Here is a 25,133-nt window from a genome sequence, read left to right as displayed (position 1 = left end):
AAGTTATTCATCTGCTGCGGAGTACGCGCCAGTCCTACGGCAGGCACGGCGGTAGCCGGGTTCGAGATTATCTCCTTTGTGCCGTTAGCATAGCGAATCAGGAACACCTGCGTAGCCACTAGGTGCAGCGTGTCGGTGCTGGGCGGCTCGGTGGTGGGCACGTAGGCCACATCGGTGGGCGTGATGGCCAGCACGCGGGCTTTCACCTCGTCGCCATCGGTGCGCAGAATAGTGTCTTGGGCCTGCACACTCAGCGAGGCGCCCAGTAAGAAAAAACCAAGTAGAAAGGAGCGCATAGTGGTAAGTAGTAAGTAGATGAGGAGAGAGCTGCGCACTTAGCGCCGCCGTGAGTTGAAGCCGATCAGCAGGCTGAACCGGGCTCCGCCATTGCCGGGAACTACCGCGAAGTTCACCGGGAAGTTGATCCCATTGGACCGAAAAGAAGTCCCGACGGCCAGCGCCACGCCCGCACTTATAGGCGTCAGATTGGGGCCTACTCCAAATTCAAGTCCTTTGGGGCCGCGAATACCAATTAGCGCATTCAGGCTCGGAATAAATTTGCCCTGCTCCAGACCTCCTATGAGCGGCACAACTTCCAGCAAACCCGCCGTGCCGTTGGGCAGCCTAAAGATGCGGGTTTCAAACTGCCAGCCAAATTGGGTGATAAAAGGATTTAAATCGTGCAGGCCATCATTTCTCCGCGCTTTGTTCAGGACGCCCGATGAGAGTACCGTGAACCCGACGCGTGGGCCATTCAGATGCACTTCATCATAAGCCGACTCTTCGTCGCCGGGCACTATGGGGCCAGGCGGCGGAGAGGGTACGGCCGCGGCCTGGGGGGCATTTTGGTTGGGTCCAAACACTTCCTTCGTGCCCGAAGCGTAGCGAATCATAAAAACGTCGGTGCGGCGCACACTGATGAGCGGGCCGTCGGGATTATCAGTGCGCTTGTAGCGTACTTCGGTGGGCGTAATCTCCAGGACTTTAACCTGAAGCTCCTCGCCATTTTGCTTGGTGAGCAGGTCCTGGGCCTGCGCTGCAACGACCGCGAAGGCCAACATCAGCAGGGAAAGTAGAAAGCGTTTCATATAAGTAGGCTGTAAGGTGAAATCCTGTCCGAAGGTGCTCACTTCCCCACCAAAAACACGAACCACTTTTTTAGTTTTTCAGACTTTTATGCTTCTTATTTTAGCGATATAAGTTATTGATTTATAGACAAATTAGATATCATATTCTTAGACTTTATAAATTACCCCCAAGTCCCTATATTTAGCTTTATATCTATTCTTATGGATGACCTACGCACGACACTAACCACTTTCTCGCCCGAGGACCGCAAAGAGTTTGGCCGCTTTGTGCAGCGACAGCGCAAAAAAGTGAATGGCCGCATGGATCTGCGCCTCTTTGAGCTGCTCCTACATTCCAAAATCTATTCTACTGAGGAGCTGCTGACCAAACTTTACCCTGATGAGCCGAACGCGGTGGCTTACTATGCCTTGCGCAAGCGCCTTATGCGCCACCTTACCGATTATCTGCTGCTGCGCCAGCGCCAGCTCGATCCTACCACGGCTTCCTCGGTGCGCGGCCAGCTGACGCTGGCCCAATACCTTTTCGATGCGGGCGTGCCTCGCCTGGCCTGGAATATTCTGCGCAAGGCCGAAAAGCTGGCCCATCAAAACGAGCAATATGAGTTGCTAAACACTATTTATAATCTTCAGATTGCCCAGGCTGGCAGTGAGTACGCCGATGAGCTAACCGACATTATTCGCCGCCGCAACCACAATAAAAAGGCCGCCGACGAAGAGGAGCGCGCCGGTATTGCCGACAGCCTCATTCGGGAGCGGCTGCGCCAGGCCCGCGGCCGGGGGCGGGCGGGCGAGGCCTTCGATGGTATTATGCGCGAAGTGCTGCGCGAATATGACTTGCAGGAAGCCTTCGCGCGCAGCCCGTCGGTGCTCTACCGCCTCATGTCGATGGCCCGCAGCGCCATGCTGGTGCGCCGCGATTTTGTGTCGTTTGCGCCGTTCGTGCGCCGCTGCTATACGCTCATGGAGAAGCGCCACGGCTTCCGGCCCGCCCACCGCTACTACCAGCTGGGCCTGCTCTACATGATTGCCCATGCCCTGTACCGCTCGCGCCGCTTCACCGAGTCGGTGGCGTATCTGGAGCAGCTGCGGACTGCACTTTACGCGGGCTCGCGCAGCTACATGGCCGATTTTTATCCCAAATACATCTTCCTGCTGGCCGCTAACTATTCTTTTCTGCGCCGCAACTCGGACAGTATCAGCCTGCTGGAGAACCTCTTGCAGGGCCGCGAGGTAACCTTATCAGCCGCTGATCAACTCACGGCGCGGCTGGGACTGGGCTTTCATTACTTCGCCCAAAATCAGTTTGCCAAAACCAACCAGGTTCTCATCGGCATTGGCCGCTCCGACCATTGGTGCGAGCAGAAAATGGGCGTGGAATGGGTTTTTAATAAGAATATGGGCGAGATGCTGGTGCAGGTGGAACTTGGTAACCCTGACCTGGCCCTGAACCGCCTGCGCGCCATTGAGCGCGGCTTCCGCGAGCGGTTTGGCGAGGGTGGTGCCTATCAGTACGTGCTCTGCTATCTGAACCTAGTGCGCGAAATTCTGGACGACCCCACCGCCGCCAGCCATCCCAGCTTCCTGGAACGAGTCAGCCAGATGGCGGATGCGGTGCCCCTGGATAGCGAGCGGGAAGACCTGCACGCCATGAGCTTCTACGCCTGGCTCAAGGCCCGCGCCTTGGGCCGGCCCTACTACGAGGTGCTCCTGACGCTGGCCGGCGCTGGCCAGGCGGAGGAGAAAGAAATAATATAAGCACCAAAAAGCCCCCCAGACTTATTCTGGGGGGCTTTTCTAGGATACCCTAAGACGCAGAACTAGTTCTGCTTGGCTGGCACCTCTTCTACAAGCTTGTCAGCTTCCTTGTTCCGGACTACGGCGGTGTCGCCGGGCTCACGCTTCATATCGGCGTTCATGTCGGCAGCGGCATTGTCGGTAGCGTTCTCAACGGCGTCACCAGCGTTTTCAACGTTGTTGGCAGCATCGGTAGCAGCGCCTTCGGCGGTAGCTTCGGCATTCTTCTCCGTGCTCTCCGAGCAAGAAGCCAGAGCGAAAGGAGCGAAAGCGGCTAGAACGAGCAAGGATTTGAAAGTGGTTTTCATGGCTTGAAAGTATGGTGGTCGTGAGAGTAGATAATGGCTTCATACCGCTTTCTATAAAAAGTAACCCGCCTTTGCTCTAAAATTTCTAAAAAAGTGAACAGAAGTAGCAGCCAGCTTGCCCAAAAAAGCCAGTGGTAAAGCCAGCGGTAAAGCCACACGATTATTGGCTTAACTTTTAGGCGCTGATGCCAGTATAGCAAGAACGTTCTTTCCTGACTTGCCTCTCTGACCTATGGATTCCACCGCCCAAACTCCCCAAACGCCCCCCGCGCCTACCATTCCGCTGGACGTGACCGATCAGCAGAACGCAGCCCTGCTCGACGATACCCTGAAGCTGCTTAATGGCGGGGTACCCGACCAAAACGATAAGCACGGCTTAGCCGAAATTGACCGTTGGATCGAAGTGCTGCGTGCGTCTGAGCGCACTGGTCTGGCCAAAATACTGCAAGAGCTGAATACGCTCCGCAACCAGCTTGGCGAGGCGGACACAGAGCCCCACGCCATTGCCGAAACGCTGGCTATACTGGGTGCCGAAACCAATAAAGTAGCGGATGAGAGTAATAACCACTTCACCGCTTCTCTCAATCATTTAGGTAAAGTATTAATCAAATTGGGCTCGTCGCTGTCGCGCTAGGCTTAATTCAAGGCATAAAAAAGCCCCCCGGAGTGATTCTGGGGGGCTTTTTGTTTGCGCTGGTTTACGCGGCGGCCTCTGCCTAGAAGGGAAGAGCCGCTGAAGCAGCAAGACAAGAGCCAGCGCCTATTTTTGTAGCATCTATTCTGCTCTTGCCCTATGCCCACCACCACACCGCCTGACCTCACGCTTTACGATCCTTTTGCTCAGATGCAGTTTGGCGATCAACACTGCTTTTTGTGTGGCTCGTCCACCGATCCGGCTATTGATTCGGTGCCAGTGTTTGCGGATTGGCTGCAGGAGCGCTACGGCCTGGCGGAGCGACAGATTTTACTACTCGACCAAAGCATCCATTTCTATAAAGAGCTACTGATCCCGTGCTGCGCGCGGTGTCGTACGCAGTATGTTGAGCCCCTGGAGGCACAAATGGAGGAGACAAATAGGCTAGGGTTAAAGGGCTGGCAGGCGCTGCCCGAAAAAACGCTGTTTTTGTGGCTGGGCAAGATGTTTTACGGCATTCTGACCACCGAGCTGCTCACTGAGCTCGACCCGTTGGTGAAGCCGCGCTATCCGCTCGCCGAAAACGCGCAGATGTTCCGCCGCTTTCAGGCGTTTTTCCAAACGTTTCAGGCCCTGCGCGTGCCCATCGAGTTTGAGGACTTTACGCCGGCCTCCATCTTTATCCTGAAAACTGCCCCGTACGAAGACACCATCGCTTTTGAGTACGACGACGACCTGACCACCATGGTGTTCAGTATTAAGCTCGATAATGTGGTGCTGATGGCTTGCCTGATGGATAATGGCATCATTCAGCAGGCCATGCGCCAAGTGTACGCCGACGCGCAGCGTCCGCTTCATCCTATTCAGGTGGCCGAGTTCAAAGCGCGTGTGTACTACGCGGCCTATCTGTTCGGCGTTATACCCGATTACTTCGTGCGCCCGCAGCGGCCCGGCGACCAGCACCTGACCTACGATACGCTCATCGACGATGTGACGGGGGGCATTTTCGCGCCCTGGCTGAACTCGGCCTACGCCCAGTCGCTGCAGGAAATGTGGAAGCGCTGGCAACTACCCTACACTGCTGTTCTGAGCGACGCAGATGAGCCGTTAAGCTTTCTGTATCAGCCCGATGGGAAGCCCTACGAGATGACAATTTATACGCCTGAGCCGGAATAGAAAAAGGTGGTCTGGGGGGCAAAAAGAGTAGTCGCGGGCAACTTAGCTAGCCTGCCATTGCAGTTCAGGCTTGGCCACGCGGCTGATGCGCACGTTGTCCCATTTGCCGTAAAGCTTTTCGTTTTTGTTCACCAATAAATCAACGGTGCGTCGCAGACGACGGTTCATGGTGTCGTGCAGCACATACACGCCATCGAGAGTAGGCGAAATACCGCTCACTTCTACTAAGTCGCCGTACTTAAACCTGCCGCCATTCTGCTTAAGCATGTCCCGCGAGAGGGCTATCCAGCGGTCTTTGCTCGAATGATTGCGCTTGATACGAGAATTATCGGCCGTGATTAGCGGCTCGGAGTCGGTTTGTCCGGGTTCAGCCCAATACACGGTGGCCGTTACTTTATAACCGGGTAAGCGACGGGGCAACACAGCGGCGACGGGCGTTGGTGAGTCGAATAGTATGTGCCGGGGTGTCAGGTTGGCAACAACAGGAGTAAGCGGAAGCGGAGCGGAGGTACTGGTTTGCGGGGGAAAAAGGAGGGTTAGGATGAATAAGGCGATAGACATGACGGTTGATCTGGTGACTCTTCTACTCGCCCGAAGAGGATGGGCCGACTGCGCGTTAGCGCGGACGAAAAGGTCTAACCCTAAGTTATTGTAAAAGGTTGCTACAGGTTTTGGTTAATAGATGAACAGGCGTTTAGGGGGGATAAAATGGCTATTTTTGGTAGTAAACAAATTAATAATTGTCTTTATTTAATATTTAAGCTAAATATTATGATAAAAGGTTTTATCCAGTGCTTTAAGTATAGAAGTGGATCTAAGCTATCGGTGGATCGGATTTGCTGCCATTAAAAGGCTTGCGGCCTTAAAAATCTGACTAAGGTTAGCCCGTAAAGAAAAAGCCTGCCTGCTGGTGTAAAGCAGGTGGATTTGCTCCTTGTCCAGGCTTCCCACTCTTCCCTGAGTTACCAATTATGGTCATTACCATTTCTGCCAGCCTTTTGCGCTCAGCTGCACCTCTTTGTACTGGTTTGCTATTATTGGGCGCAGCTGTAAGCTGCTCGTCGCCTTCTGGTGAAACTGCTTCCCGTAGCACCGATTCCGACTCTACCACTACCACCCAAACCGCTGCTCTGGCCAACTCCCCACTGCAAGTAGTGGCTGAGTTCCGGGAGCCCCAGATTGTTGGGGTAGCCGTCGCACCCGATGGCCGGGTATTCGGCGTTTTCCCGCGTTGGGACAATAATCCCGTCAATCCCATCGCGGTCGTCGGAACCGATGGCTCCGTGAAGCCCTATCCCGATGCCAGCTGGTGCATGTGGAACGACTCCGTCCGCAATGAGCCCCAAAAGCATTGGATCTGCCCCCAGAGTGTGCACGTCGATCAGGCTGGTATGCTGTGGGTGCTCGATCCTGCCGCGCCCGGCTTGCAAGCCACCGTGCCCGGCGGTCCCAAACTGGTTAAAATCGACCCTAAGACCAATAAAGTTGTACAGAACATCAGCTTCCCAGCGTCGGTGGCACCGCGCAAGTCGTATCTGAATGATGTACGCATTGACACCCAACGCAACTATGCCTACATCACCGAGTCGGGCATGGGCGCTATCGTAGTCGTTGACTTAAAAAACGGGAGTTCGCGTCGTCTTCTGGCCGATCACCCTTCTGTACATCCTGAGCCGGGCCTGGCCCTGAAAGCCGACGGCCACCCTATGGTCGACCCGATGGGCAAGCCAATGGCCCTGCACGCCGACGGCATAGCCTTAAGTCGTACTGGCGAATACTTATACTGGTCACCGCTTACCAGTCACTCGCTCTACCGCATCAAAACGGAAGCGCTACGTAATGCAGCGTTGTCTTCGCCCCAGCTCGGTAGCCAGGTGGAAAAAGTGGGCACCATTCCCGCCACCGACGGAATGGAAATAGATGCTAAGGATAACGTTTACATAACCTCTTTTGAGAACAATGCCATCATGCGTCGGACACCCGCTGGCAAGATGGAAACGATAGCAAAAGAGTCCCGCTTGCAGTGGCCCGACACCTACGCTATCACTGCCAATGGTGATTTGTATTTCACAACTTCCGCCATCCATAAAACACCCACCTGGAACAAAGGCGTAGGCAAGCAGGATCAGCCTTACCGCATTTTTAAGACAGCACTTCCGCAATAAGTCTTGGGTAGTATAGGTTTAAGTTGAGAAAGCCTTTCCTCATACTGAGGGAGGGCTTTCCTTTTATTTTGAATAGATTGGCTACACCGCAAATCGTAACGATTGCAGCCGCGCAAATAATTGTTTGAATCACAGGCGTATTTGTAGAACCGAATATGTGTTTTTGGCTTCACGGGAAGCTGCTTACATTTGCCCTGACTCACTTAGCTCCTCACTCAATGGACGCTTACTCTTATATCGCCAATGCCCACGGCGACTACATAGATCAGCTTTACAAAACGTACCAGCAAGATCCTGAGTCGGTGGACTTCGGCTGGCGCAAGTTTTTTGAAGGCTTTGACTTTTCCCAGCAGTTTACTGATGATGATGGTCAAGCCTCTCAACCTGCTGGCTCGGGGGTGCTAACTACAACTGCTTCTACCAATGAGGCCGAAGCAGTTCGGGCCGTTGATACGGTAGCTGCTGATAAGGAAACGCAGGTTCGAAACCTGATCCACGCTTTTCGTAGCAGGGGGCATTTGCGCGCGCGAACCAACCCCGTAAGGGAACGAAAAGACCGCAAAGCCCGCCTTGATATTGCTGATTTTGGCTTAACTGAAGCTGACCTCAATACATCATTTAAGAATGGTGAATTGCTGGGCTTAGGCACCGACGCTAAACTTCGGGATATCGTGGCCGCGCTGGAAAAGATTTATACCCGCAGCATCGGCTTCGAGTACATGTATATCCGCGACCCTCAAATCCTGGACTGGTTTCGGGATAAGGTGGAAAAGGATTCACTGAGCTTCAACCCCGGCATTGAGTACAAAAAGCGCATCCTGCGAAAGCTGAACGAGGCGGTTGTATTCGAGAATTTTCTGCACACCAAGTTTTTGGGGCAGAAGCGCTTCTCGCTGGAAGGCGGCGAAACGACTATTCCTGCCCTGGATGCTATCATCAACAAGGCGGCCGATCTGGGGGTGCGCGAAGTAATGATTGGAATGGCCCACCGGGGCCGGCTGAACGTGCTGGCCAACATCATGGGCAAGACCTACGAGCAGATCTTCTCGGAGTTTGAAGGCACCGCCGTACCCGACCTGACTATGGGCGACGGCGACGTGAAGTACCATATGGGCTATTCGTCGGAGGTAGATACCGAAGCAGGGCACAAAGTAAACCTGAAATTAGCTCCCAATCCTTCCCACCTGGAGGCGGTTAATCCGGTGGTGGAAGGCTTTGTGCGCGCCAAGATCGAGCACCAGTACAACGACGATTACCACCAGATTCTGCCCATCCTGATTCATGGTGACGCGGCGCTGGCTGGCCAGGGCATTGGCTATGAGCTAACGCAGATGTCGTTGCTGGAGGGCTACAAGACGGGTGGTACTATTCATTTCGTTATCAATAACCAGGTTGGTTTTACCACCGACTTTGAGGACGCCCGCTCCAGCATTTACAGCACTGACCTGGCTAAGATTATCGACGCTCCGGTGCTGCACGTAAACGGCGACGACCCGGAAGCCGTGGTATTTGCCGTGCGCCTAGCCACCGAGTATCGCCAGCAGTTCCATGCTGATATCTTCATTGATATGGTGTGCTACCGCCGCCACGGCCACAACGAGTCGGACGAACCTAAGTTTACCCAGCCTACGCTCTACAATATCATCAGTAAGCACCAGAACCCGCGCGAGGTGTACAACACGATGCTTGTGCAGCGCGGTGATGTAGATGCGGAGCTGGCCAGCCAGATGGACCGCGAGTTTCGGGAGATGCTACAGGCTCGCCTGGACATGGTGAAGCAGAAGGCTTTGCCTTATAAGTATCAAGCCCTCGAAAACGAGTGGCGCACGTTGCGCCGGGCCACAAACGAGGACTTCGAGCAGTCCCCTGAGACGGGTATTAGCGAGGAAGTTATTGCCAAAGTGGGCAAAGCGCTAACCACGCTACCCGAAGGATTCCGGCCCTTGAAGCAGATTGAAAAGCTCACGGAGGAGCGCCGCAAGATGTTCTTCGAGACGCGCATTCTAAACTGGGCCGCCGCCGAGCTGTTAGCCTATGGCTCGCTGCTCCAAGAAAAACACATCGTGCGCGTAAGCGGACAGGACTGCCAGCGCGGTACCTTCTCGCACCGCCACGCCGTACTCCACGACGCGGAGACCTCGGCCCCCTATAACTCGTTAAACCACATAGAAGAAGGGCAAGAGAAGCTACGGATCTATAACTCTCTGCTGAGCGAGTATGCTGTATTGGGCTTTGAGTTTGGCTACGCTATGGCCAACCCCACGGCCCTGGTAGTGTGGGAAGCGCAGTTCGGTGACTTCGCCAACGGCGCTCAGACGATGATCGACCAGTTCATCGTATCGTCGGAGAGCAAGTGGCAACGAATGAACGGCGTGGTGATGCTGTTGCCCCACGGCTATGAAGGTCAGGGTCCGGAGCACTCCAACGCCCGCCCAGAGCGTTTCCTTCAGCTTTCGGCTGAAAACAACATCGTGGTAGCCAACATTACCACACCAGCCAACTTCTTCCATGCCCTGCGGCGGCAGCTGACGTGGAGCTTCCGCAAACCGCTGGTGATTATGTCGCCCAAGTCGATGCTGCGGCATCCGCTGTGCGTGTCGCCGGTAGAGGAGTTTACGGGGGGGCATTTCCGCGAAGTTCTCGGTGACGTGTACGCCGACAATAAAAAGGCGAAGCGCGTACTGCTGTGCTCGGGCAAGGTGTACTTCGACTTGTTGGAGGAGCAGCAAAAGTCTCAGCATAAAGACGTGGCTATCGTACGGCTGGAGCAGTTGCACCCGTTCCCCCAAAAGCAGCTGAGCGCAGAGCTAGCCAAGTACCCAAAGGCCAAAGTATACTGGGTACAGGAAGAGCCCGAAAACATGGGCTACTGGAACTACCTGCTCCGCTTCATGCGCCGCGAGCTGGAGGACGTGATTGCCCGCAAGCCTTCGGCGTCGCCGGCTACTGGCTACAACAAGGTGCATGTGAAGGAGCAGAAGGATATTGTGGCCCGCGCCTTCGGCATCGCACAGGCCGAGGTAGACGCCGAAAATATCAAGGGCACCGTAGAAGTAGCAAAGAAGCAGGACTAACTGAGTGCCGAACCAACCCTTCGCGCACGCAGTAGGTTCGTTGAAAAAGCCCTCTAACACTATATTTTTAACCTAATTGGCTTTTTTGTTTCATCAGTAATTGTGGCAGCGAGTACGTCGGCCGCCTAGACTATCACCCTCCCGAAACTCTTCAACCGTTCCACCTATGGGTCTGGAAATTAAAATCCCCGCCGTCGGCGAATCTATCACCGAAGTGACCATTGCCAAGTGGCTTAAAAACGACGGCGACGCCGTAAAGCGCGACGAGGTAATTGCCGAGCTGGAATCGGATAAGGCCACGTTTGAACTGCCCGCCGAGGCGGATGGTACCCTGCAAATTATGGTGGCCGAAGGCGAGACGATTGGTATTGGTACCGTCATTGCCAACATCGGTGGCGAGGGTGCTAATGCCTCCCCAGCCGCTGGTGGCGCAGCACCCGCCAAGGAAGCGACGCTGGCCCAGCCCCAGGCCGACCCCGTTGCGCCGGGCCAGAAAGAGTCGGGCAATAACGGTAGCCAAGGCTCATCGGCTGAAAAAGCCCCCCAGTCCGCACAAGACCCCATCACTCGGGGCGAGCAGAATCCTCAGGCAAGCGACCAGTCGGGCTATGGCGGCTCTACTGCCGGCTCGGCCGATACACCTACCGCGCCTGCTGCGGGCGATAGTGCCCCAGCCGCAAGCGGCGCTACTGGTGGTGAGGTGAAAGAAATGAAGATTCCGGCCGTGGGTGAGTCCATCACAGAAGTGACGGTATCGAAGTGGCTAAAGGCCGACGGTGCCCAAGTAGAGCGCGACGAGGTAATTGCCGAGCTGGAGTCAGATAAAGCGACTTTCGAGCTGCCCGCTGAGGCGGCTGGTACGTTGCGTCATGCCGCCCAGGAGGGCCAGACTATTGCCATTGGGACGGTAATTGCCCGCATTGAGGGCGGTAGCGGTACAACTCCGGCCGCACCGGCACCAGCCGCGGCCCAGGAGGCAAATGCAGCGCCGGCTCAGCCGGCCGCGGCCGCGTCGGGGAGTGCTACCTACGCAACAGGCACGCCTTCGCCCGCTGCCGGCAAAATACTCGGCGAGAAAGGCATTGCCACCGCCGACGTAGCCGGCACGGGCCGCGACGGACGCATTACCAAAGAGGACGCGCAAAACGCCCAGACTCGTCCGGCCGCGCCGGCCCCGCAAGCGCCAGCAGCGGCTCCTGCCGCGCCAGCCAGTAGCCAGCCAGCAGCCCCAGCCAGCGCGCAACCCGCCGGGGAGCGTAACCAGCGCCGCGAGCGGATGAGCAATCTGCGCAAGACCATTGCCCGCCGCTTGGTGGCCGTGAAGAATGAGACGGCCATGCTCACTACTTTCAACGAGGTGGATATGCAGCCCATCATGGATCTGCGCACCAAATACAAAGAAAAATTCAAGGAGAAGCACCAGGTAGGCCTAGGCTTCATGTCCTTCTTTACGAAGGCGTGCTGCGTAGCCCTGAAGGAGTTTCCCTCCGTGAATGCTCAAATAGACGGTACGGACATCGTCTTCAACGATTTCTGCGACGTGAGCATCGCCGTGTCGGCGCCCAAAGGCTTGGTGGTGCCCGTGATTCGCAACGCGGAGCAGCTGTCGTTTGAAGGAATTGAGCGCGAAGTCGTGCGCCTGGCCGGTAAGGCCCGTGATAACAAGCTCACCATTGAGGAAATGACCGGTGGCACGTTTACCATCACCAACGGCGGCATTTTCGGCTCCATGATGAGTACGCCCATCATAAATGCCCCCCAGTCGGCTATTTTGGGTATGCACAACATCGTGCAGCGCCCCGTGGCCGTGAATGGACAAGTAGTGATTCGCCCGATGATGTACTTGGCCCTGAGCTACGACCACCGCATCATCGACGGCCGCGAATCGGTGTCGTTCCTGGTGCGCGTGAAGGAGCTGCTGGAAGATCCAACCCGCTTGTTATTAGGTGTTTAGAGAACAAAACAATCAACACAAAAAAGCCCTCCAGAAATCTATCTGGGGGGCTTTTTTGTGTTCTTTAAGCTAAGGGAGTCTGGTTGTGGAAAGGGCGGAAAGTTACTCGATGGTGATGGTTATAGTCTGGGCTTTCACCTTGGCTTCTTCGGCCTTAGCACCCGCAAAATTCTCTTCTACGGCCTTATTAAATAAGCCAATCCACTGGCGCTGGTAAGATCCGCGGGCTGGCATAGCTAGTTGTTGAGGAATAGGCTGACCCGTACGGTTAGTACGACCAAACAGCGTGCTGCTCCAGTAGTCGTAGAGCGAAGTAAGATGATTGGGCCAATGCACGGCGGCCATAGCGCCAAAAATAGGTGCCAGCAACGCATCCTGATGCGCCTTCTGACAAAAGCAGTCTACCAAAAGCTTAATGTCGCCTTCATTACGAATATCGGGAAGAACTGTTGACATAGATAGCTGGCTAGGAGTGGGATGGTACATACGTCAAGATTTCAACACCGTTGCCCTGCTACTTTTAGCGCGACGAGTGCCCACAGTAAACATACATAATCTAAGATTATTAATTCAATTTAATGTTAAATGAATTATACTGTTGGGTCCAAAAAGCGTCTATCTTGCCTTAAGGGTGAAGCCAGCCTAGCGCATCTTTTTCGCTTCGAACTCAACTGTATTCTCCTCAATAGCTTTCGGCTGCTTTTTCCGGCCGCCCAGCACCACCAGCATCACCGCTAGTACAATCAGCGCCGCGCCACCGAGCATACTCACATTGAGTGCTTCGCCCGCGAAGGCCCAGCCCAGCAGCACCGCTACCACCGGATTGACAAAGGCATACGTGCCCGCTAAAGCCGGCTCTACTACCCGCAACAGCCAGATGTAGGCCGTGAAGCCCACAATGGAGCCAAAGCTGACCAGATAAGCATACGCCCACCAGGATTTCGTCGTGACCTGAGCCAGCTCAAATCCATTGGCTTCGCCTCGCAGCAGGCCCACTACCAGCATCACCAGGCCCCCGCAAATCATCTGCATGCCGCCAGCGACGAAAGGGGAAGCAGCAGCCTGTTTTTTCTTGGAATACAATGATCCAATGGCCCACACCAGGGCAGCCGTCAGCACCATCGTAATACCGATTCCCTGACGCCCTGGTAAGGCTACGTGCGATGCTCCTGGGTGACTGGCCAGCAGATAAACGCCCCCCAGTCCGAACACCAGCCCCAGCGCCACTAGTGCTGTCGGGCGCTGCGATACGCCGCTCATCCAGCCGAGTATCGCCAGAAACATAGGCACCGTAGCTACCAGCAGCGAGGCCATACCAGTAGGAATATACTGCTCGCCCAGGGTCACGCCGCCGTTGCCGAAGCCCAGCAAACAGACCCCGATTATGAACGCCGTAAGCCAGCCCTGCGCACTCGGGCGCGGGGCTCCGCGCAAGCGCATAAAGCAATAGAGCAGCACGCCCGCCAGTGCGTAGCGCGTGCCCGCCATCAGCAAGGGCGGGATGGAGTCGATGGCGAAGCGGATACCCAGATATGTGGAGCCCCAGATGATATATACCGCCGCAAAAGCGAGCACCAAGGACAGACGGGTAGGGGAGGAAGCAGAAGTTGACATGAAGCAGGACGAGAATGAGGCTGCAAACCTACGCCGGTTTTGGCGCGGTAGCTAGCTGGGCACTACTACGAAGCTCCGGGCTAGCCGCGTTTCGGTTAGGTTGGCGTTCTTTGAGCCGTACTCCAATTCCTTCTGCTGTGCGCTCTACCTTTCTACTTCTCCTCGCGGGCCTGCTGAGCTGCTCGCTCGGGGCCTCGGCTCAACTGCTGCGACCCAAGCCGGCCTTTACCCGCGCCGACTCTCTGCGTGGTACCCTCACGCCCCTGCGCACCTGCTACGACATCACCTATTATCACCTCAATGTAAAGCTGGATGTGGCCAACAAATCCATCAGCGGCTCCAACCTGTTTCACTTCACGGCCACGCAGGACTTCACGCGTTTGCAGTTCGATCTGTTTGCCAATCTGAAGGTGGACAAGGTGGAGTACCAAGGCAAATCGGTGCCGTACACGCGGGAGGCGAATGCCGTGTTCGTCACTTTCCCGGCTCCCATTCAGAAAGGCAGTCGGGCCGAATTCAGAGTGTTCTATTCGGGGCAGCCCGTCGTGGCCAAAAATGCCCCCTGGGATGGTGGCTTCGTGTTCACTCAGGATAGCAAGGGCAAGCCGTGGGTGGCTACTGCCTGTCAGGGGGTGGGCGCCAGCATCTGGTGGCCCACCAAGGACCACCAGGCCGACGAAGTGGACAGCATGCTCATCAGCGTGACGGTGCCCAAGGGCCTCAAGGATATTTCCAACGGACGACTACGCAAGATTACCAGCCTCAAAGGCGGCGCTACCCGCTTCGACTGGTTTGTGAGCAACCCCATCAACAACTACGACGTGGCCCTCAACGTGGCCGACTATGCCCACTTCACGGATGAATACGCCGGCGAAAAAGGCAAGCTGACTCTCGATTACTGGGTGCTGCCCGAGAACCTGGCCAAAGCCAAAACGCAGTTTTCGGCCAACGTGAAGCCCATGCTCAAAGCCATGGAAAACTGGTTTGGGCCCTATCCATTTTACGAGGATGGCTTCAAGCTGATTGAAACGCCCCACCTGGGCATGGAGCACCAGAGCGCCGTGGCGTATGGCAACAAATACCAGAACGGCTACCTCGGCACCGACCGTTCGGCCACGGGCTGGGGCCTGAAGTGGGACTTCATCATTATTCACGAAAGCGGCCACGAGTGGTTCGGCAACAGCATCACCAGCAAGGACATAGCTGATATGTGGATTCACGAAAGCTTCACCACTTACTCCGAAGCCTTGTTCGTGGAAAGCCAGTTTGGCAAGCCCGCGGCCCAGCAGTACATCCACGGGCAGCGCCGCAACATCCGCAACGTTGGCCCCATCATCGGTCCCTACGAGGTAAACCGGGAAGGCTCGTCGGACATGTACGACAAGGGCAGCAACCTGCTCCATATGATACGCACGGCCTACGTACCCGACGACGCGAAATGGCGCGAGCTGCTGCGCGGCCTGTCTACCACCTTCTATCACCAAACCGTGACCACGGACCAAATCATTGCCTATTTCAACAAGCAAACCGGCCAGAACCTCACACCTATTTTCGACCAATACTTACGCCACTCAGCTCTGCCCACGCTGGAAGTTCGCTTCGCGGGGGGCAAAACCGAGGCCCGCTGGATTGCCAACGTGCCGGGCTTTGCGCTACCTATTCGCCTGCGCTTGAAAGGCGGCGAGTATAGAACGTTGCCTCTCACCACTTCCTTTCAACCCATAAACATGCCCGGCCTCACCAAAGACAACCTGGAGGTAGACACGGAGAACTACTACATCGGCGTGCTGGTGGAGTAGGTGGTGAAATGGTGAGTTTGTGAAATGGTGAGTTTGACGTTCTTAAGGCGCATACTGCGTTGATAATGCAGCCAGAACATCAAACTCACCATTTCGCCACTCACCACTCACCATTTCACCACTCACCTTGCGTACCTTCGTGGCCGTTGATTTCCATTGAATTCACCTGCTGAATATGAACCAATACGACGTTACCGTTATCGGCTCGGGGCCGGGCGGTTATGTGGCGGCTATCCGCTGCGCCCAGCTCGGTCTCAAAACCGCTCTTATCGAAAAGTATAACACCCTGGGGGGCACTTGCCTCAATGTGGGGTGCATTCCGAGCAAGGCGCTGCTCGACTCGTCGGAGCACTACCACAACGCCCACACCGCCTTCCAGGAGCACGGCATCGAGTTGGAAAACCTGCGGGTGAATATGAATCAGATGATTGACCGCAAAGCGGGCGTGGTGAAGGCCAACGTCGACGGCATCGCTTATCTGATGAAGAAGAACAAGATCGACGTGCTCACCGGCGTTGGCTCGTTCGTAGATAAAAATCACATCAGCATCGCGCCCACGGCCGGCGGCGAGGCCCAGCAGATCGAAACCAAAAACGTCATCATCGCCACCGGCTCCAAGCCTACGGTCCTGCCCTTCCTTGCTCAGGATAAAGAGCGCATCATCACCAGCACCGAGGCCCTGAATATTCGCGAAATTCCCAAGCACATGATTGTGATTGGCGGCGGCGTAATTGGCCTCGAAATGGCCTCCGTGTATGCGCGTCTCGGCGCGAAAGTGTCGGTGGTGGAGTTCATGGACAGCATTATCCCCACCATGGACCGCGGCCTCGGCAAGGAGCTGCGCCGGGTGCTGGGCAAAATCGGCATCGAGTTTTTCTTCAGCCACAAAGTGACCGGCGCCACCCGCGATGGCGACACCGTGACCGTGACCGCTACTAACCCGAAAGGGGAGGAAGTGAAGTTTGAGGGCGACTACTGCCTCGTGGCCGTGGGCCGCGTACCGTACACCGCCGGCCTCAACCTGGAAGCCGCCGGCATCGAAATGGAAGAGCGCGGCCGCATCAAGGTGGATGAGCACCTGCAAACCAACGTGCCCGGCATCTACGCCATTGGCGACGTGGTGCGGGGGGCAATGTTGGCGCACAAAGCCGAGGAAGAAGGCGTATTTGTAGCTGAAACCATCGTGGGCCAGAAGCCGCACATCAACTACTTGCTCATCCCCGGCGTGGTGTATACCTGGCCCGAAGTGGCCGGCGTGGGCTACACCGAAGAGCAGCTAAAGGAGATGGGCAAAGAGTACAAAGTGGGTTCGTTCCCCTTCAAAGCCAGCGGCCGCGCCCGCGCCAGCGGCGACACCGACGGCTTCGTGAAAGTACTGGCCGACAAAACCACCGACGAAATCCTGGGTGTGCACATGATTGGGCCGCGCATCGCTGACCTGATTGCGGAAGCCGTGACTGCCATGGAGTTCCGCGCCTCCGCCGAGGACGTCGCCCGCATGAGCCATTCGCACCCCACCTACGCTGAAGCTATGAAGGAAGCGTGTTTGGCCGCTACGGAGAACCGGGCTATTCATATGTAATTTCGCACTTGCGGCAGAAACGCAAAAGAGGCTGAAGCTACGGGAGCTTTAGCCTCTTTTTTGTGCATAACTGGATGATAGTGTCGCTTACAGATTGCGAGAACGTCCAATCCACTTTTTGGTTTTCATTATTAGAATTAAGCTCGATTACATTAAGTGGACCTGAACAAAACCCCTGTCCGTAACCCTGATTATAGTTGCTTTCCTCATTGCCGTTATCATCAACGACAATAATGCGGGTAGAAATATTGTCGAATTCAGTTGAGGTGACGAGTATGTTATTAGTGGGCATTTCAATTTTTCGTGTCCACCAGGTATAATCAGGAAAAATAAATCATTACGATCTTTAATTGACAAAAACTGTCAAAACGCAAAGCCCTGCTTGTAACTAAGCGGGGCTTTGCGTTTTAGCTATATTTGAGTTTATAATTACCTACCCTTTTACCGTTGGGAAAAACAGGTGCGGTAGAGGTAACCATTGAGCACCTTCCCATTCTCCGTTACGCGGGCCCGGACAAAATAGGCGTCTACCGTGTCGAGCACTTGGACTTCGGAGTTTACGCTGAGGTTGGTGAGTTGGGTAGACTCTTTGGTCATGCCATCGTAAAGAATGCACTCCACGACCGTATTATGAGCTACCGGTTTTTTGTTAGTGCGCGAAGAGCTGAAGGCATCGTCGCGGATGGCGCTACACGAAGCAAACAAAGCGAGGCCTAATAGGCAAGGGTACAGTCTGTGCATAGGTCATGTTTAGGTTGGGGAAGATATAGAAATTTCAAGTTCGTCAAGGTTTTTCCCTGAAAAAACTTGCTTTTACTCATTTCGCCGCCCCCACCTGTTTGGGAACATTGCCCCTCCCCGCGGCGTTGTATAGCCAGAGTTAAGCACATACTTTGGTGAGCCTATTATAGGCCCTGGAGCGCGCCTGTCTCTTTCATTCAACCCTTCGCCATCTCATATGAACGCACTCACCCGATTATTCACCCGTCCGGCTGCTCTGGTAGCCGTAGGATTAGCCTTGTTGCTGGGCGCTACCAGTTGCTCTACTTCCCGCGTAGGGGTCACCTCCGACTACGACCACTCTGTTAATTTTCGCACCTACAAAACGTGGTCGTGGTATCCACAGCAAACGGCGGATGCGGAGGGCGGCCCAGCCCGTGGCTACAACTCCTTCCTGGACAAGCGTCTGCGCACCGCCGTTGAGCTGGAAATGAAAAAGCGCGGCCTGACCTACGCAGAGCAAAGCCCCGATTTGTTTGTGGCTTACAGCGCGAAGGTAGAAGACAAGCAGCAGGTCTCGCCCTATGCTGGAGGCTACGGCTACCCCTTCTACGGCTATGGTATGTACGGCCGCGGCCCGTATTCGCCCGTGACCCAATACAAGGCCGGAACAGTTATCATCGACCTCGTAGACGCTAAGCGGAAAGAGCTGGCGTGGCGCGGCCAGGGCCAGGCGCAGGTAGATAAGAACACCATTTCGGAGGAAGAGGTGTACCGCATCGTGGGGGGCATTTTGGAGAACTATCCGCCCCAGGATGGCGCTGATGCTAACGCTCGTCGTTAGCCTGCCTTCATGTTCTGAGTACAAAAGCCGCTTCCCCACACGGGGAAGCGGCTTTTTGCTTTTCACGCGGCTGAGAGTATTGTAGCGCTTAAGCATGGAGCGTACGCCGGCCGTTTTTTAAGGTCAGGACCGAAGCGGTTAGGGCCGGCGGTACCATCTACAAGCGGAATTCCGACTGCGAACAGATTTCCCACTATTGGCACTACCAGTAGCCACCACCACCAGCCCGTCAGGTTGGTATCATGTAAGCGTTTGACTGTTTGAATTATAACTAGCGCTGTAGTTATCACCACCATGAGCACCAGCGCCAGCACGGCCTGTTCTTTTTTATCAGCTTGATAATATACCAGGAGGTCAAGGCTGGCATAAGCAACCAGGAGCACGGCATAAAGGCACGTTACTCTACCCCAAAAAGCGCGCCGCCGCAGCCGCCCGCGAAACATAAAGAATTCTTTCACGCGGCAATCCGGGGTTGAGTGGTAAGAAAGTGAGTTTTCAAAACTATTGAATCTAGCTAATCCGCAGAAATACAATAAAGCGAAAGGCCCGACTCCATTTCTGATAGCCAGGCCTTTTGCCCTAGTGATGATGCTCACTCAATCAGATCGGCACGTTCACATGGCGCTCGGCGTGGTAGCTGCTGCGTACCAGCGGCCCCGCCTCTATGTACTTCAGGCCCCGCGCCAAGCCTTCCTCGCGGTAATGCGAGAACAGGTCAGGGTGAATAAATTCGGCCACTTCCAAATGGCGCTTGGTGGGCTGCAGGTACTGGCCCAGGGTCAGAATGTCGAGGCCATTGGCAGCCAGGTCGTCCATGGCCTGGTACATCTCGTCTTTTTTCTCGCCCAGGCCCAGCATAATACCTGACTTGGTGCGCTTACCGGCTGCCTTGGTCCGACGAATCTGCTCCAGGGAGCGGTCGTATTTGGCCTGCGGGCGCACCAGACGGTAAAGACTGCCTACGGTTTCAATGTTGTGCGACACTACCTCCTGGCCGCCGGCAATCATCGTATCTAGCGCCTCCCAGTTGGCTTTCACATCCGGGATAAGGGTTTCAATAGTTGTGGTTGGTGATAGTTGCTTCACCCGTACCACCGTTTCGAGCCAGATGCTGGCCCCGCGGTCTTTCAGCTCGTCGCGGTTGACGGAAGTAATGACAGCGTGCTTCACGCCCATCAGCTGAATGGCTTCGGCTACGCGGCGGGGCTCGTCGGTGTCATATTCATTGGGACGGCCGGTGGCCACGGCGCAGAACGAGCAGGAGCGCGTGCACACGTTGCCCAAGATCATAAAGGTAGCCGTACCCGCGCCCCAGCACTCGCCCATGTTGGGGCAGTTGCCGCTCTCACAGATGGTGTGTAGCTTATGCTCATCTACGAGCCGACGAACTTTAGCGTATTCGGGGCCTACAGGCAGTTTTACGCGCAGCCAATCGGGCTTGCGCGGCCGGGCCGGGGCCGCTGGCTCGGGCTGAATGATGGGTAAGGTCAGCAACAGTTCGTCCATGCTACAAAGGTAAGAGTCAGGCAGGAGTTAGCCGCACGTCGGGCCCAGCCCGCATCGCACATTTCTCACAGCTGCCGGTATAACAAACGAGAAGAAAATAAAGATGCCCCGCAACGGTCCAACAGGTTGGGTACCGCTATGGGGCAGTCATGGTGGGGGGCTTTTATGAGCCTCTATTCCTCCGTGTCAAACGTGGAAACAGGTTTAATTACGCGTTCCCAAGTAAATAGTCAGGTAGACCGAGGGGAAGAAGGTTTCGTTGAGTTTTGCGTCCGATATGCCTGTAGCCCGCAGAATAGTAGGGCGGCTTGGAAAATACTCGAATAAAAAACCGGTTTCAATGCCCGCTACGGCGTCGCGGTAGCGGCCATACTCGAAGCTGAGGGCTCCGCGCAAGTGAACACCGGCCGAGGCCTTCACGTCACTGGCACCACTAAACAAAGGGGCCCGATCGACGATAAACTGGGACTGACCGTGTATGGCTGGATCAAATTGCTCCGCCCGAATATCTTCAATTCCAACTGCTCTGCCACCAACGCGCTCGGTATAGTCGTAGTAGATTTGGTAAGGCATCAGCAAAGCCACCGATGGGCCACCACCTAACAGGGCATTTACCTGCACACCCGACTCCGGCGCTTTACGGAAGATAACGCGCTGAGCACCAAATGATGGCCGCAGCACGAACATGTAATTCGACTTGTTCAACACATAGGTGCCACCCGTAAACTGGTTGCCGACGCGCTGCTCCTTCGGGTGCTTTACCTCCACGCCCTCAATACTCCAGAAGCGCGACCATTTCTCGGTCAGCACGCGGGTAGAGCGCACGTTGACGCCCCCAATCAGGCCGCCTCTGGTGTTAAAGTTCACGCCGTACGTAAATTCCTTGCGATACGAAGGCGTCTCGTTGGGGGTAGCATCCTGGGCCTGGGCAGCCGATCCGGCTCCTAACAGCAGCAGGGCAATACCGAAAAAAAACAGAGGTCGTATGGGTAGCAACACAGCTATACAACTGAGAAATTCAAACGAAATTGGCCCCCTGACAGCGGCCCCACCGAAAGTACGTAAATTTGCGCTCAAAGTATTGCACTCTTTCTGACTATCTGACTATGAATACCGCCACCGCCCGATACACCGGCCAACTACGCACTGAAGCCACGCACAGCGCTTCCAGCAACGTCATTTTTACGGATGCTCCGCTTGATAACCACGGCCGGGGCGAGGGGTTTTCGCCAACCGACTTAGTAAGTACGGCGCTGGGCAGCTGCATGATGACCATTATGGGCATCGTAGCCGAGCGCAGCGGCCTCGACCTGACTTCAACTACTTTTTCCATGACCAAACACATGGCCAGCGAGCCCCGTCGCATCGCTCAGATCGACGTTGACTTTCGCATGCCCGCTACGCTCTCGGCTAAAGACCGCGCCGTGCTCGAAAACGCCGCGCGTACGTGTCCCGTGGCGCTCAGTCTGAACCCAGAAATTCGCCAGCAGGTCCACTTCTCTTACGAGTAGAGTATCCCAAAAACAGTCTGATCCGGCTGAAGCGATGCTTTAGCCGGATCAGACTGTTTTATAAGGTTCGCAGGCTTAGGCGCTGAACATACTTTTCACCTCACTGAGACGAATGCCCATGTGAGAGGCATTGTAGCTACACTCACCGTCCTGGATAAGCAAGAGCTGAGGCGATTCGTGGCGCACGCCAAACTTCTCGGCGATGGCCCCGGAGATGGGGCGAAAGCGCAACAAGTCAAGGTAATAGATCTTAACGTCGCTGAGGCCAGCGTCGGCCCACTGGCGCTCTAATTTGCCTTTTGCAGCCGCGCTGATGGAGCAGGTCGTGCTGTGCTTGAAGATGAGAACCGGCTGCTCATGCGACTCGCGGGCAATGTCCGTCAATTGGTCTTCTTGGGTAAGCTGTTGCCAAGGAATCATAGTTCGGGGGAAAGGTTATACTTTTTCTTCTTTCCTAGACGCAGATTCACGCGGGATGGTTCGCTTACTTTCGCGGTACCGGTGTGGTCGAACTGTAGACGCCCCCTGCCATCCTGCGGAAGGGCCCTGGTCTGGCTACGGCGCAAATCATGACGATTCACGGCCAAATGCGAGTCTTTGTACTCAGATTTGTACTTGCGGGATTCCCGCAGGGCTTTGCGATTTTCGGCACGCAAACGAGCCGGGCTGGGATCCACCGTCTGGGCCGATGCCGTGGTGATGGAGCAGCCAAGCGCAAATCCGACGAGTAACAGGATAACAACACGCATGGAAGTAATAAATAGGGCTAATTGTCGAGCCGGGTAAATTTACCCCCCAAGCACTCTGGTGCCGAAGAGTTTTCGATAGTATTCAATTATACGTAGAGTTGCGCTAGTCAGGCAATTCAGGTACGACTTACTGGAATGGCAGTGGCCGGCCAAAGAGCATTCGCTGCCCCACTTTACGCTTAACGCGACGGCGCTCGTACTTTTTCTTTTTCAACAAGCCATTCTTGTCGTAGCTGTTGCGCTGGCCTTTGAGCGCCGTAACCGGGGCTACGCCGCCGTTGTCGCCAGTATTGGTAGTGGCTTTGGGCTGCGGTGGGGCCGTCGGGCTCGGCAAGCGGTAAGGTCGGCAGGCGGTAGCAAAAGACAGAGCGGCCAGCACAAACAGCCAGCGGCAGCTAGGGGTGAACATGACTAAATACGTAAGAATACTCACTATTATCCCGCAATGGCAACCGGCCTCAGCAGGACTTCTAGCTCCCACTCCTCAATTATTAATCCAACGCGGCAGGCGCGTCCGTCTTGCGCCGTGGCGCGGCCGCGCCTCTGAAGTTGGCGGCCGCATTCGCCTGTTTGTTTCCTAGTAGGCCAGTAGCTTCTCTACCCGCTCGCGCAGGCGCTGCTGGGGCAGGAAAGCCTGCTCCAGCGGCGGAGAAAATGGAATAGCGGTATCCAGGGAAGCGACGCGTTGCACGGGGCCATCGAGGTGCTCGAAGCAATGCTCGGCTATCCAGGCCGCAATTTCGCCCCCCAGCCCGCCGGTGAGCGTGTCTTCGTGGAGCAGCAGCACGCGTCCGGTCTTTTCAACTGTCTGGCGCACGGCTTCTTCGTCCCAGGGCAGCAGCGTGCGCAAGTCGAGGATGTCGGCGTCGAGGTCCATTTCTTCGGCCAGGCGAGTAGCCCAATGCACGCCTAAACCATAGGTGATGATGCTGAGCGTGTCGCCTTCGCGTACCAGCTTTGCCTTCCCGATGGGCACTGTGTAGTACTCATCCGGCACGGGGCCGCTCACGGAACGGTAGAGCAGCTTGTGCTCAAAGTACATGATGGGGTTGGGGTCCTCAATGGCGGCATTCAGCAGGCCTTTGGCATCGTAGGGGTTGCTCGGGAAAACTACCTTCAGGCCCGGCGTGTGCACAAACCAGGCTTCGTTGCTCTGGGAGTGAAACGGCCCCGCCGCCGAGCCGGCACCGGTCGGCATACGCACTACTACATCGGCGTTCTGGCCCCAGCGGTAATGGCTTTTGGCCAGGTTATTCACAATCTGGTTGAAGCCGCAGGTCACGAAATCGGCGAACTGCATTTCCACCATGGCCTTTTTCTTCTTGATGGAAAGCCCCAGCCCGGCCCCGAGAATGGCCGACTCGCACAGAGGCGTATTGCGGACGCGCTCTTTACCAAACTGCGCCACAAAGCCATCCGTTATCTTGAACACGCCCCCGTAGTCGGCAATATCCTGGCCCATGAGCACCAGCTCGGGGTAGCGCTCCATGCTCTGGCGCAGGGCGTCGCTGATAGCATCAACGTAGCGTTTATCGGTCTGGGGGGCATTTTCGGCGGGTTCGTGGTCCGGGGCTTCGAATGAGCGGTACATATCGGCAATTTCCTCCGCTACGTTGGCCGTCGGCATGGGCACGGCATCAGCCACGCGCAAGCCTTCCTCTATTTCCCGCTTGATGGTTTCGCGGAAGCGCATCTTGGCTTCCTCATCCAGAATGCCTTCGCGCAGCAGCCACTGCTCGTAGGTAGTCACCGGATCTTTCCTGGTCCACTCCTCAAACAGCTCCTGGGGGACATATTTGGTTCCTGAGGCTTCCTCGTGCCCGCGCATGCGGAAGGTCAGCGCCTCTACCAGCACCGGGCGCGGGTTCTGACGCATATCCTCCGCCAGGCGGCGCACGGTGTCATATACGGCCAGCACATTGTTACCGTCTACCTGCACCGCTTCCATGCCGTAAGCGGGTCCTTTATCCACGAACGAGCCAAAGCGGAATTGCTCCCGGCTGGGCGTGCTGAGGCCGTAGCCGTTGTTTTCGATCATAAAAATGACCGGCAGCTGCCACACCGCCGCCACGTTCAAGGCCTCGTGGAAGTCACCCTCCGAGGCTCCACCGTCGCCGCTGTACACCAGCGTTACTTTGGGGTTTTTTTCGAGCAAATCGGCCAGGGCTATACCATCAGCTACGGCCAATTGAGGGCCTAAATGGCTGATCATGCCTACGATGTGGTGCTCATTAGTACCGAAGTGGAAGCTCCGGTCGCGGCCCTTGGTGAAGCCGGTGGTTTTGCCCTGCCATTGGGCAAAAAGCTGATCCAGCGGCACATTGCGCCCCGTGAACACGCCCAGGTTGCGGTGCAGCGGCAGAATATATTCGTCGGCTTCCAGCGCCAGCGTGCTCCCCACCGAAATGGCCTCCTGCCCAATACCCGAAAACCACTTGCTTACTTTGCCCTGACGCAGCAGAATAAGCATTTTCTCCTCAATGAGGCGCGGCTTCAGCAAGCCTTGATATAAGTGTAGCAGTACATCTTGGGTGTATTCTTTCCGGTCGAACTGAAGGGCGGGGGTAGCTACTGACATGAGAGGAAACAGAGGGAATGATAGCGGGGGGCAAAAG

Annotated in this window: 23 protein-coding genes and 1 pseudogene; 10 read left to right on the top strand and 14 right to left on the bottom strand. The window is 55.7% G+C overall.

The annotated features are described in order from the left end of the window. A pseudogene (locus B9A24_RS10350) lies at window positions 1–296 on the bottom strand (hypothetical protein); the annotation flags it as partial. Between the two features lie 39 nt (window positions 297–335). Beyond that, window positions 336–1,088 (bottom strand): hypothetical protein, encoded by a 753-nt coding sequence (locus B9A24_RS10345; RefSeq protein ID WP_084445323.1) that lies wholly within the window; start codon window positions 1,086–1,088, stop codon window positions 336–338. Window positions 1,089–1,289: 201 nt separating this feature from the next. Between B9A24_RS10345 and B9A24_RS10340 the strand changes: the two genes are divergently transcribed. Further along, window positions 1,290–2,843 carry a hypothetical protein gene (locus B9A24_RS10340; RefSeq protein ID WP_084445321.1) on the top strand — a complete coding sequence of 518 codons (1,554 nt, stop codon included), beginning with the start codon at window positions 1,290–1,292 and terminating at the stop codon, window positions 2,841–2,843. Window positions 2,844–2,905: 62 nt separating this feature from the next. Here B9A24_RS10340 and B9A24_RS10335 read toward each other — a convergent pair whose 3' ends face one another. Then, on the bottom strand, window positions 2,906–3,190 hold the full coding sequence (locus tag B9A24_RS10335) for a hypothetical protein (RefSeq protein WP_084445319.1): 285 nt from the start codon (window positions 3,188–3,190) through the stop codon (window positions 2,906–2,908). Window positions 3,191–3,422: 232 nt separating this feature from the next. On the opposite strand from B9A24_RS10335, the gene B9A24_RS10330 reads away from it, so the two are divergent. Together B9A24_RS10330 and B9A24_RS10325 are read left to right on the top strand one after the other, a co-directional pair. Further along, the gene (locus tag B9A24_RS10330) at window positions 3,423–3,824 is read left to right on the top strand and encodes a hypothetical protein (protein ID WP_084445317.1); all 402 of its coding nucleotides are present in this window, start codon (window positions 3,423–3,425) and stop codon (window positions 3,822–3,824) included. A 159-nt stretch (window positions 3,825–3,983) separates the two neighbouring features. After that, complete coding sequence (locus B9A24_RS10325) at window positions 3,984–5,000, top strand: hypothetical protein (protein WP_084445315.1); 1,017 nt, start codon at window positions 3,984–3,986, stop codon at window positions 4,998–5,000. A 42-nt stretch (window positions 5,001–5,042) separates the two neighbouring features. Here B9A24_RS10325 and B9A24_RS10320 read toward each other — a convergent pair whose 3' ends face one another. Then, complete coding sequence (locus tag B9A24_RS10320; protein WP_143434894.1) at window positions 5,043–5,561, bottom strand: RlpA-like double-psi beta-barrel domain-containing protein; 519 nt, start codon at window positions 5,559–5,561, stop codon at window positions 5,043–5,045. Window positions 5,562–6,037: 476 nt separating this feature from the next. Between B9A24_RS10320 and B9A24_RS10315 the strand changes: the two genes are divergently transcribed. From B9A24_RS10315 to odhB, 3 genes are all read left to right on the top strand, one after another. Then, a complete protein-coding gene (locus tag B9A24_RS10315; protein WP_234997180.1) occupies window positions 6,038–7,165 on the top strand; it encodes a major royal jelly family protein in 1,128 nt (375 codons plus the stop codon). A gap of 218 nt (window positions 7,166–7,383) precedes the next feature. Beyond that, the gene (locus tag B9A24_RS10310) at window positions 7,384–10,239 is read left to right on the top strand and encodes a 2-oxoglutarate dehydrogenase E1 component (protein WP_084445309.1); all 2,856 of its coding nucleotides are present in this window, start codon (window positions 7,384–7,386) and stop codon (window positions 10,237–10,239) included. 166 nt (window positions 10,240–10,405) lie between these two features. Further along, the gene (gene odhB / locus B9A24_RS10305) at window positions 10,406–12,193 is read left to right on the top strand and encodes a 2-oxoglutarate dehydrogenase complex dihydrolipoyllysine-residue succinyltransferase (RefSeq protein WP_084445307.1); all 1,788 of its coding nucleotides are present in this window, start codon (window positions 10,406–10,408) and stop codon (window positions 12,191–12,193) included. Window positions 12,194–12,295: 102 nt separating this feature from the next. On the opposite strand, the gene B9A24_RS10300 is transcribed toward odhB, so the two are convergent. Both B9A24_RS10300 and B9A24_RS10295 read right to left on the bottom strand, forming a co-directional pair. Beyond that, window positions 12,296–12,649 (bottom strand): group III truncated hemoglobin, encoded by a 354-nt coding sequence (locus tag B9A24_RS10300; RefSeq protein WP_084445305.1) that lies wholly within the window; start codon window positions 12,647–12,649, stop codon window positions 12,296–12,298. A 186-nt stretch (window positions 12,650–12,835) separates the two neighbouring features. Next, window positions 12,836–13,807, bottom strand: a complete 972-nt coding sequence (locus B9A24_RS10295; protein WP_084445303.1) for an EamA family transporter — start codon at window positions 13,805–13,807, stop codon at window positions 12,836–12,838. 137 nt (window positions 13,808–13,944) lie between these two features. Here B9A24_RS10295 and B9A24_RS10290 point away from each other — a divergent pair, with 137 nt between their 5' ends. Next, on the top strand, window positions 13,945–15,606 hold the full coding sequence (locus B9A24_RS10290) for a M1 family metallopeptidase (protein ID WP_084445301.1): 1,662 nt from the start codon (window positions 13,945–13,947) through the stop codon (window positions 15,604–15,606). Window positions 15,607–15,781: 175 nt separating this feature from the next. Continuing rightward, window positions 15,782–17,188, top strand: a complete 1,407-nt coding sequence (lpdA, locus tag B9A24_RS10285) for a dihydrolipoyl dehydrogenase (protein ID WP_084445299.1) — start codon at window positions 15,782–15,784, stop codon at window positions 17,186–17,188. A gap of 441 nt (window positions 17,189–17,629) precedes the next feature. Here the strand turns inward: lpdA and B9A24_RS10275 are convergent, their stop codons facing one another. After that, window positions 17,630–17,929, bottom strand: coding sequence for a hypothetical protein (locus B9A24_RS10275; protein ID WP_143434893.1), 300 nt, complete (start codon window positions 17,927–17,929; stop codon window positions 17,630–17,632). A 217-nt stretch (window positions 17,930–18,146) separates the two neighbouring features. Here B9A24_RS10275 and B9A24_RS10270 point away from each other — a divergent pair, with 217 nt between their 5' ends. Then, window positions 18,147–18,752 carry a DUF4136 domain-containing protein gene (locus tag B9A24_RS10270; protein WP_084445293.1) on the top strand — a complete coding sequence of 202 codons (606 nt, stop codon included), beginning with the start codon at window positions 18,147–18,149 and terminating at the stop codon, window positions 18,750–18,752. 62 nt (window positions 18,753–18,814) lie between these two features. On the opposite strand, the gene B9A24_RS23225 is transcribed toward B9A24_RS10270, so the two are convergent. From B9A24_RS23225 to B9A24_RS10255, 3 genes are all read right to left on the bottom strand, one after another. Next, a complete protein-coding gene (locus tag B9A24_RS23225) occupies window positions 18,815–19,195 on the bottom strand; it encodes a DUF805 domain-containing protein (protein ID WP_394334636.1) in 381 nt (126 codons plus the stop codon). A 157-nt stretch (window positions 19,196–19,352) separates the two neighbouring features. Beyond that, the gene (gene lipA, locus B9A24_RS10260; RefSeq protein ID WP_084445331.1) at window positions 19,353–20,246 is read right to left on the bottom strand and encodes a lipoyl synthase; all 894 of its coding nucleotides are present in this window, start codon (window positions 20,244–20,246) and stop codon (window positions 19,353–19,355) included. Window positions 20,247–20,462: 216 nt separating this feature from the next. After that, entirely contained in the window at window positions 20,463–21,257 is a 795-nt protein-coding gene (locus B9A24_RS10255; RefSeq protein WP_084445289.1) for a hypothetical protein, read from the bottom strand. 107 nt (window positions 21,258–21,364) lie between these two features. Here B9A24_RS10255 and B9A24_RS10250 point away from each other — a divergent pair, with 107 nt between their 5' ends. Further along, window positions 21,365–21,769 (top strand): OsmC family protein, encoded by a 405-nt coding sequence (locus B9A24_RS10250; RefSeq protein WP_084445287.1) that lies wholly within the window; start codon window positions 21,365–21,367, stop codon window positions 21,767–21,769. A gap of 75 nt (window positions 21,770–21,844) precedes the next feature. Here the strand turns inward: B9A24_RS10250 and ytxJ are convergent, their stop codons facing one another. From ytxJ to B9A24_RS10230, 4 genes are all read right to left on the bottom strand, one after another. After that, window positions 21,845–22,189 (bottom strand): bacillithiol system redox-active protein YtxJ, encoded by a 345-nt coding sequence (ytxJ, locus tag B9A24_RS10245; RefSeq protein ID WP_084445284.1) that lies wholly within the window; start codon window positions 22,187–22,189, stop codon window positions 21,845–21,847. After that, window positions 22,186–22,518, bottom strand: coding sequence for a hypothetical protein (locus tag B9A24_RS10240; protein WP_084445282.1), 333 nt, complete (start codon window positions 22,516–22,518; stop codon window positions 22,186–22,188). Before B9A24_RS10240 ends, ytxJ begins: the two co-directional genes overlap by 4 nt. A gap of 127 nt (window positions 22,519–22,645) precedes the next feature. After that, window positions 22,646–22,927 carry a hypothetical protein gene (locus B9A24_RS10235; protein ID WP_084445279.1) on the bottom strand — a complete coding sequence of 94 codons (282 nt, stop codon included), beginning with the start codon at window positions 22,925–22,927 and terminating at the stop codon, window positions 22,646–22,648. Window positions 22,928–23,095: 168 nt separating this feature from the next. Continuing rightward, the gene (locus B9A24_RS10230) at window positions 23,096–25,096 is read right to left on the bottom strand and encodes an alpha-ketoacid dehydrogenase subunit alpha/beta (RefSeq protein ID WP_084445277.1); all 2,001 of its coding nucleotides are present in this window, start codon (window positions 25,094–25,096) and stop codon (window positions 23,096–23,098) included. Window positions 25,097–25,133 lie beyond the last annotated feature (37 nt).

The sequence above is a fragment of the Hymenobacter roseosalivarius DSM 11622 genome (genome assembly GCF_900176135.1).
In the GTDB taxonomy this organism is placed as follows: Bacteria; Bacteroidota; Bacteroidia; order Cytophagales; family Hymenobacteraceae; genus Hymenobacter; species Hymenobacter roseosalivarius.
Note: the sequence above shows the minus strand (reverse complement) of the source record. Positions and strands in the feature narration are given on the sequence as shown.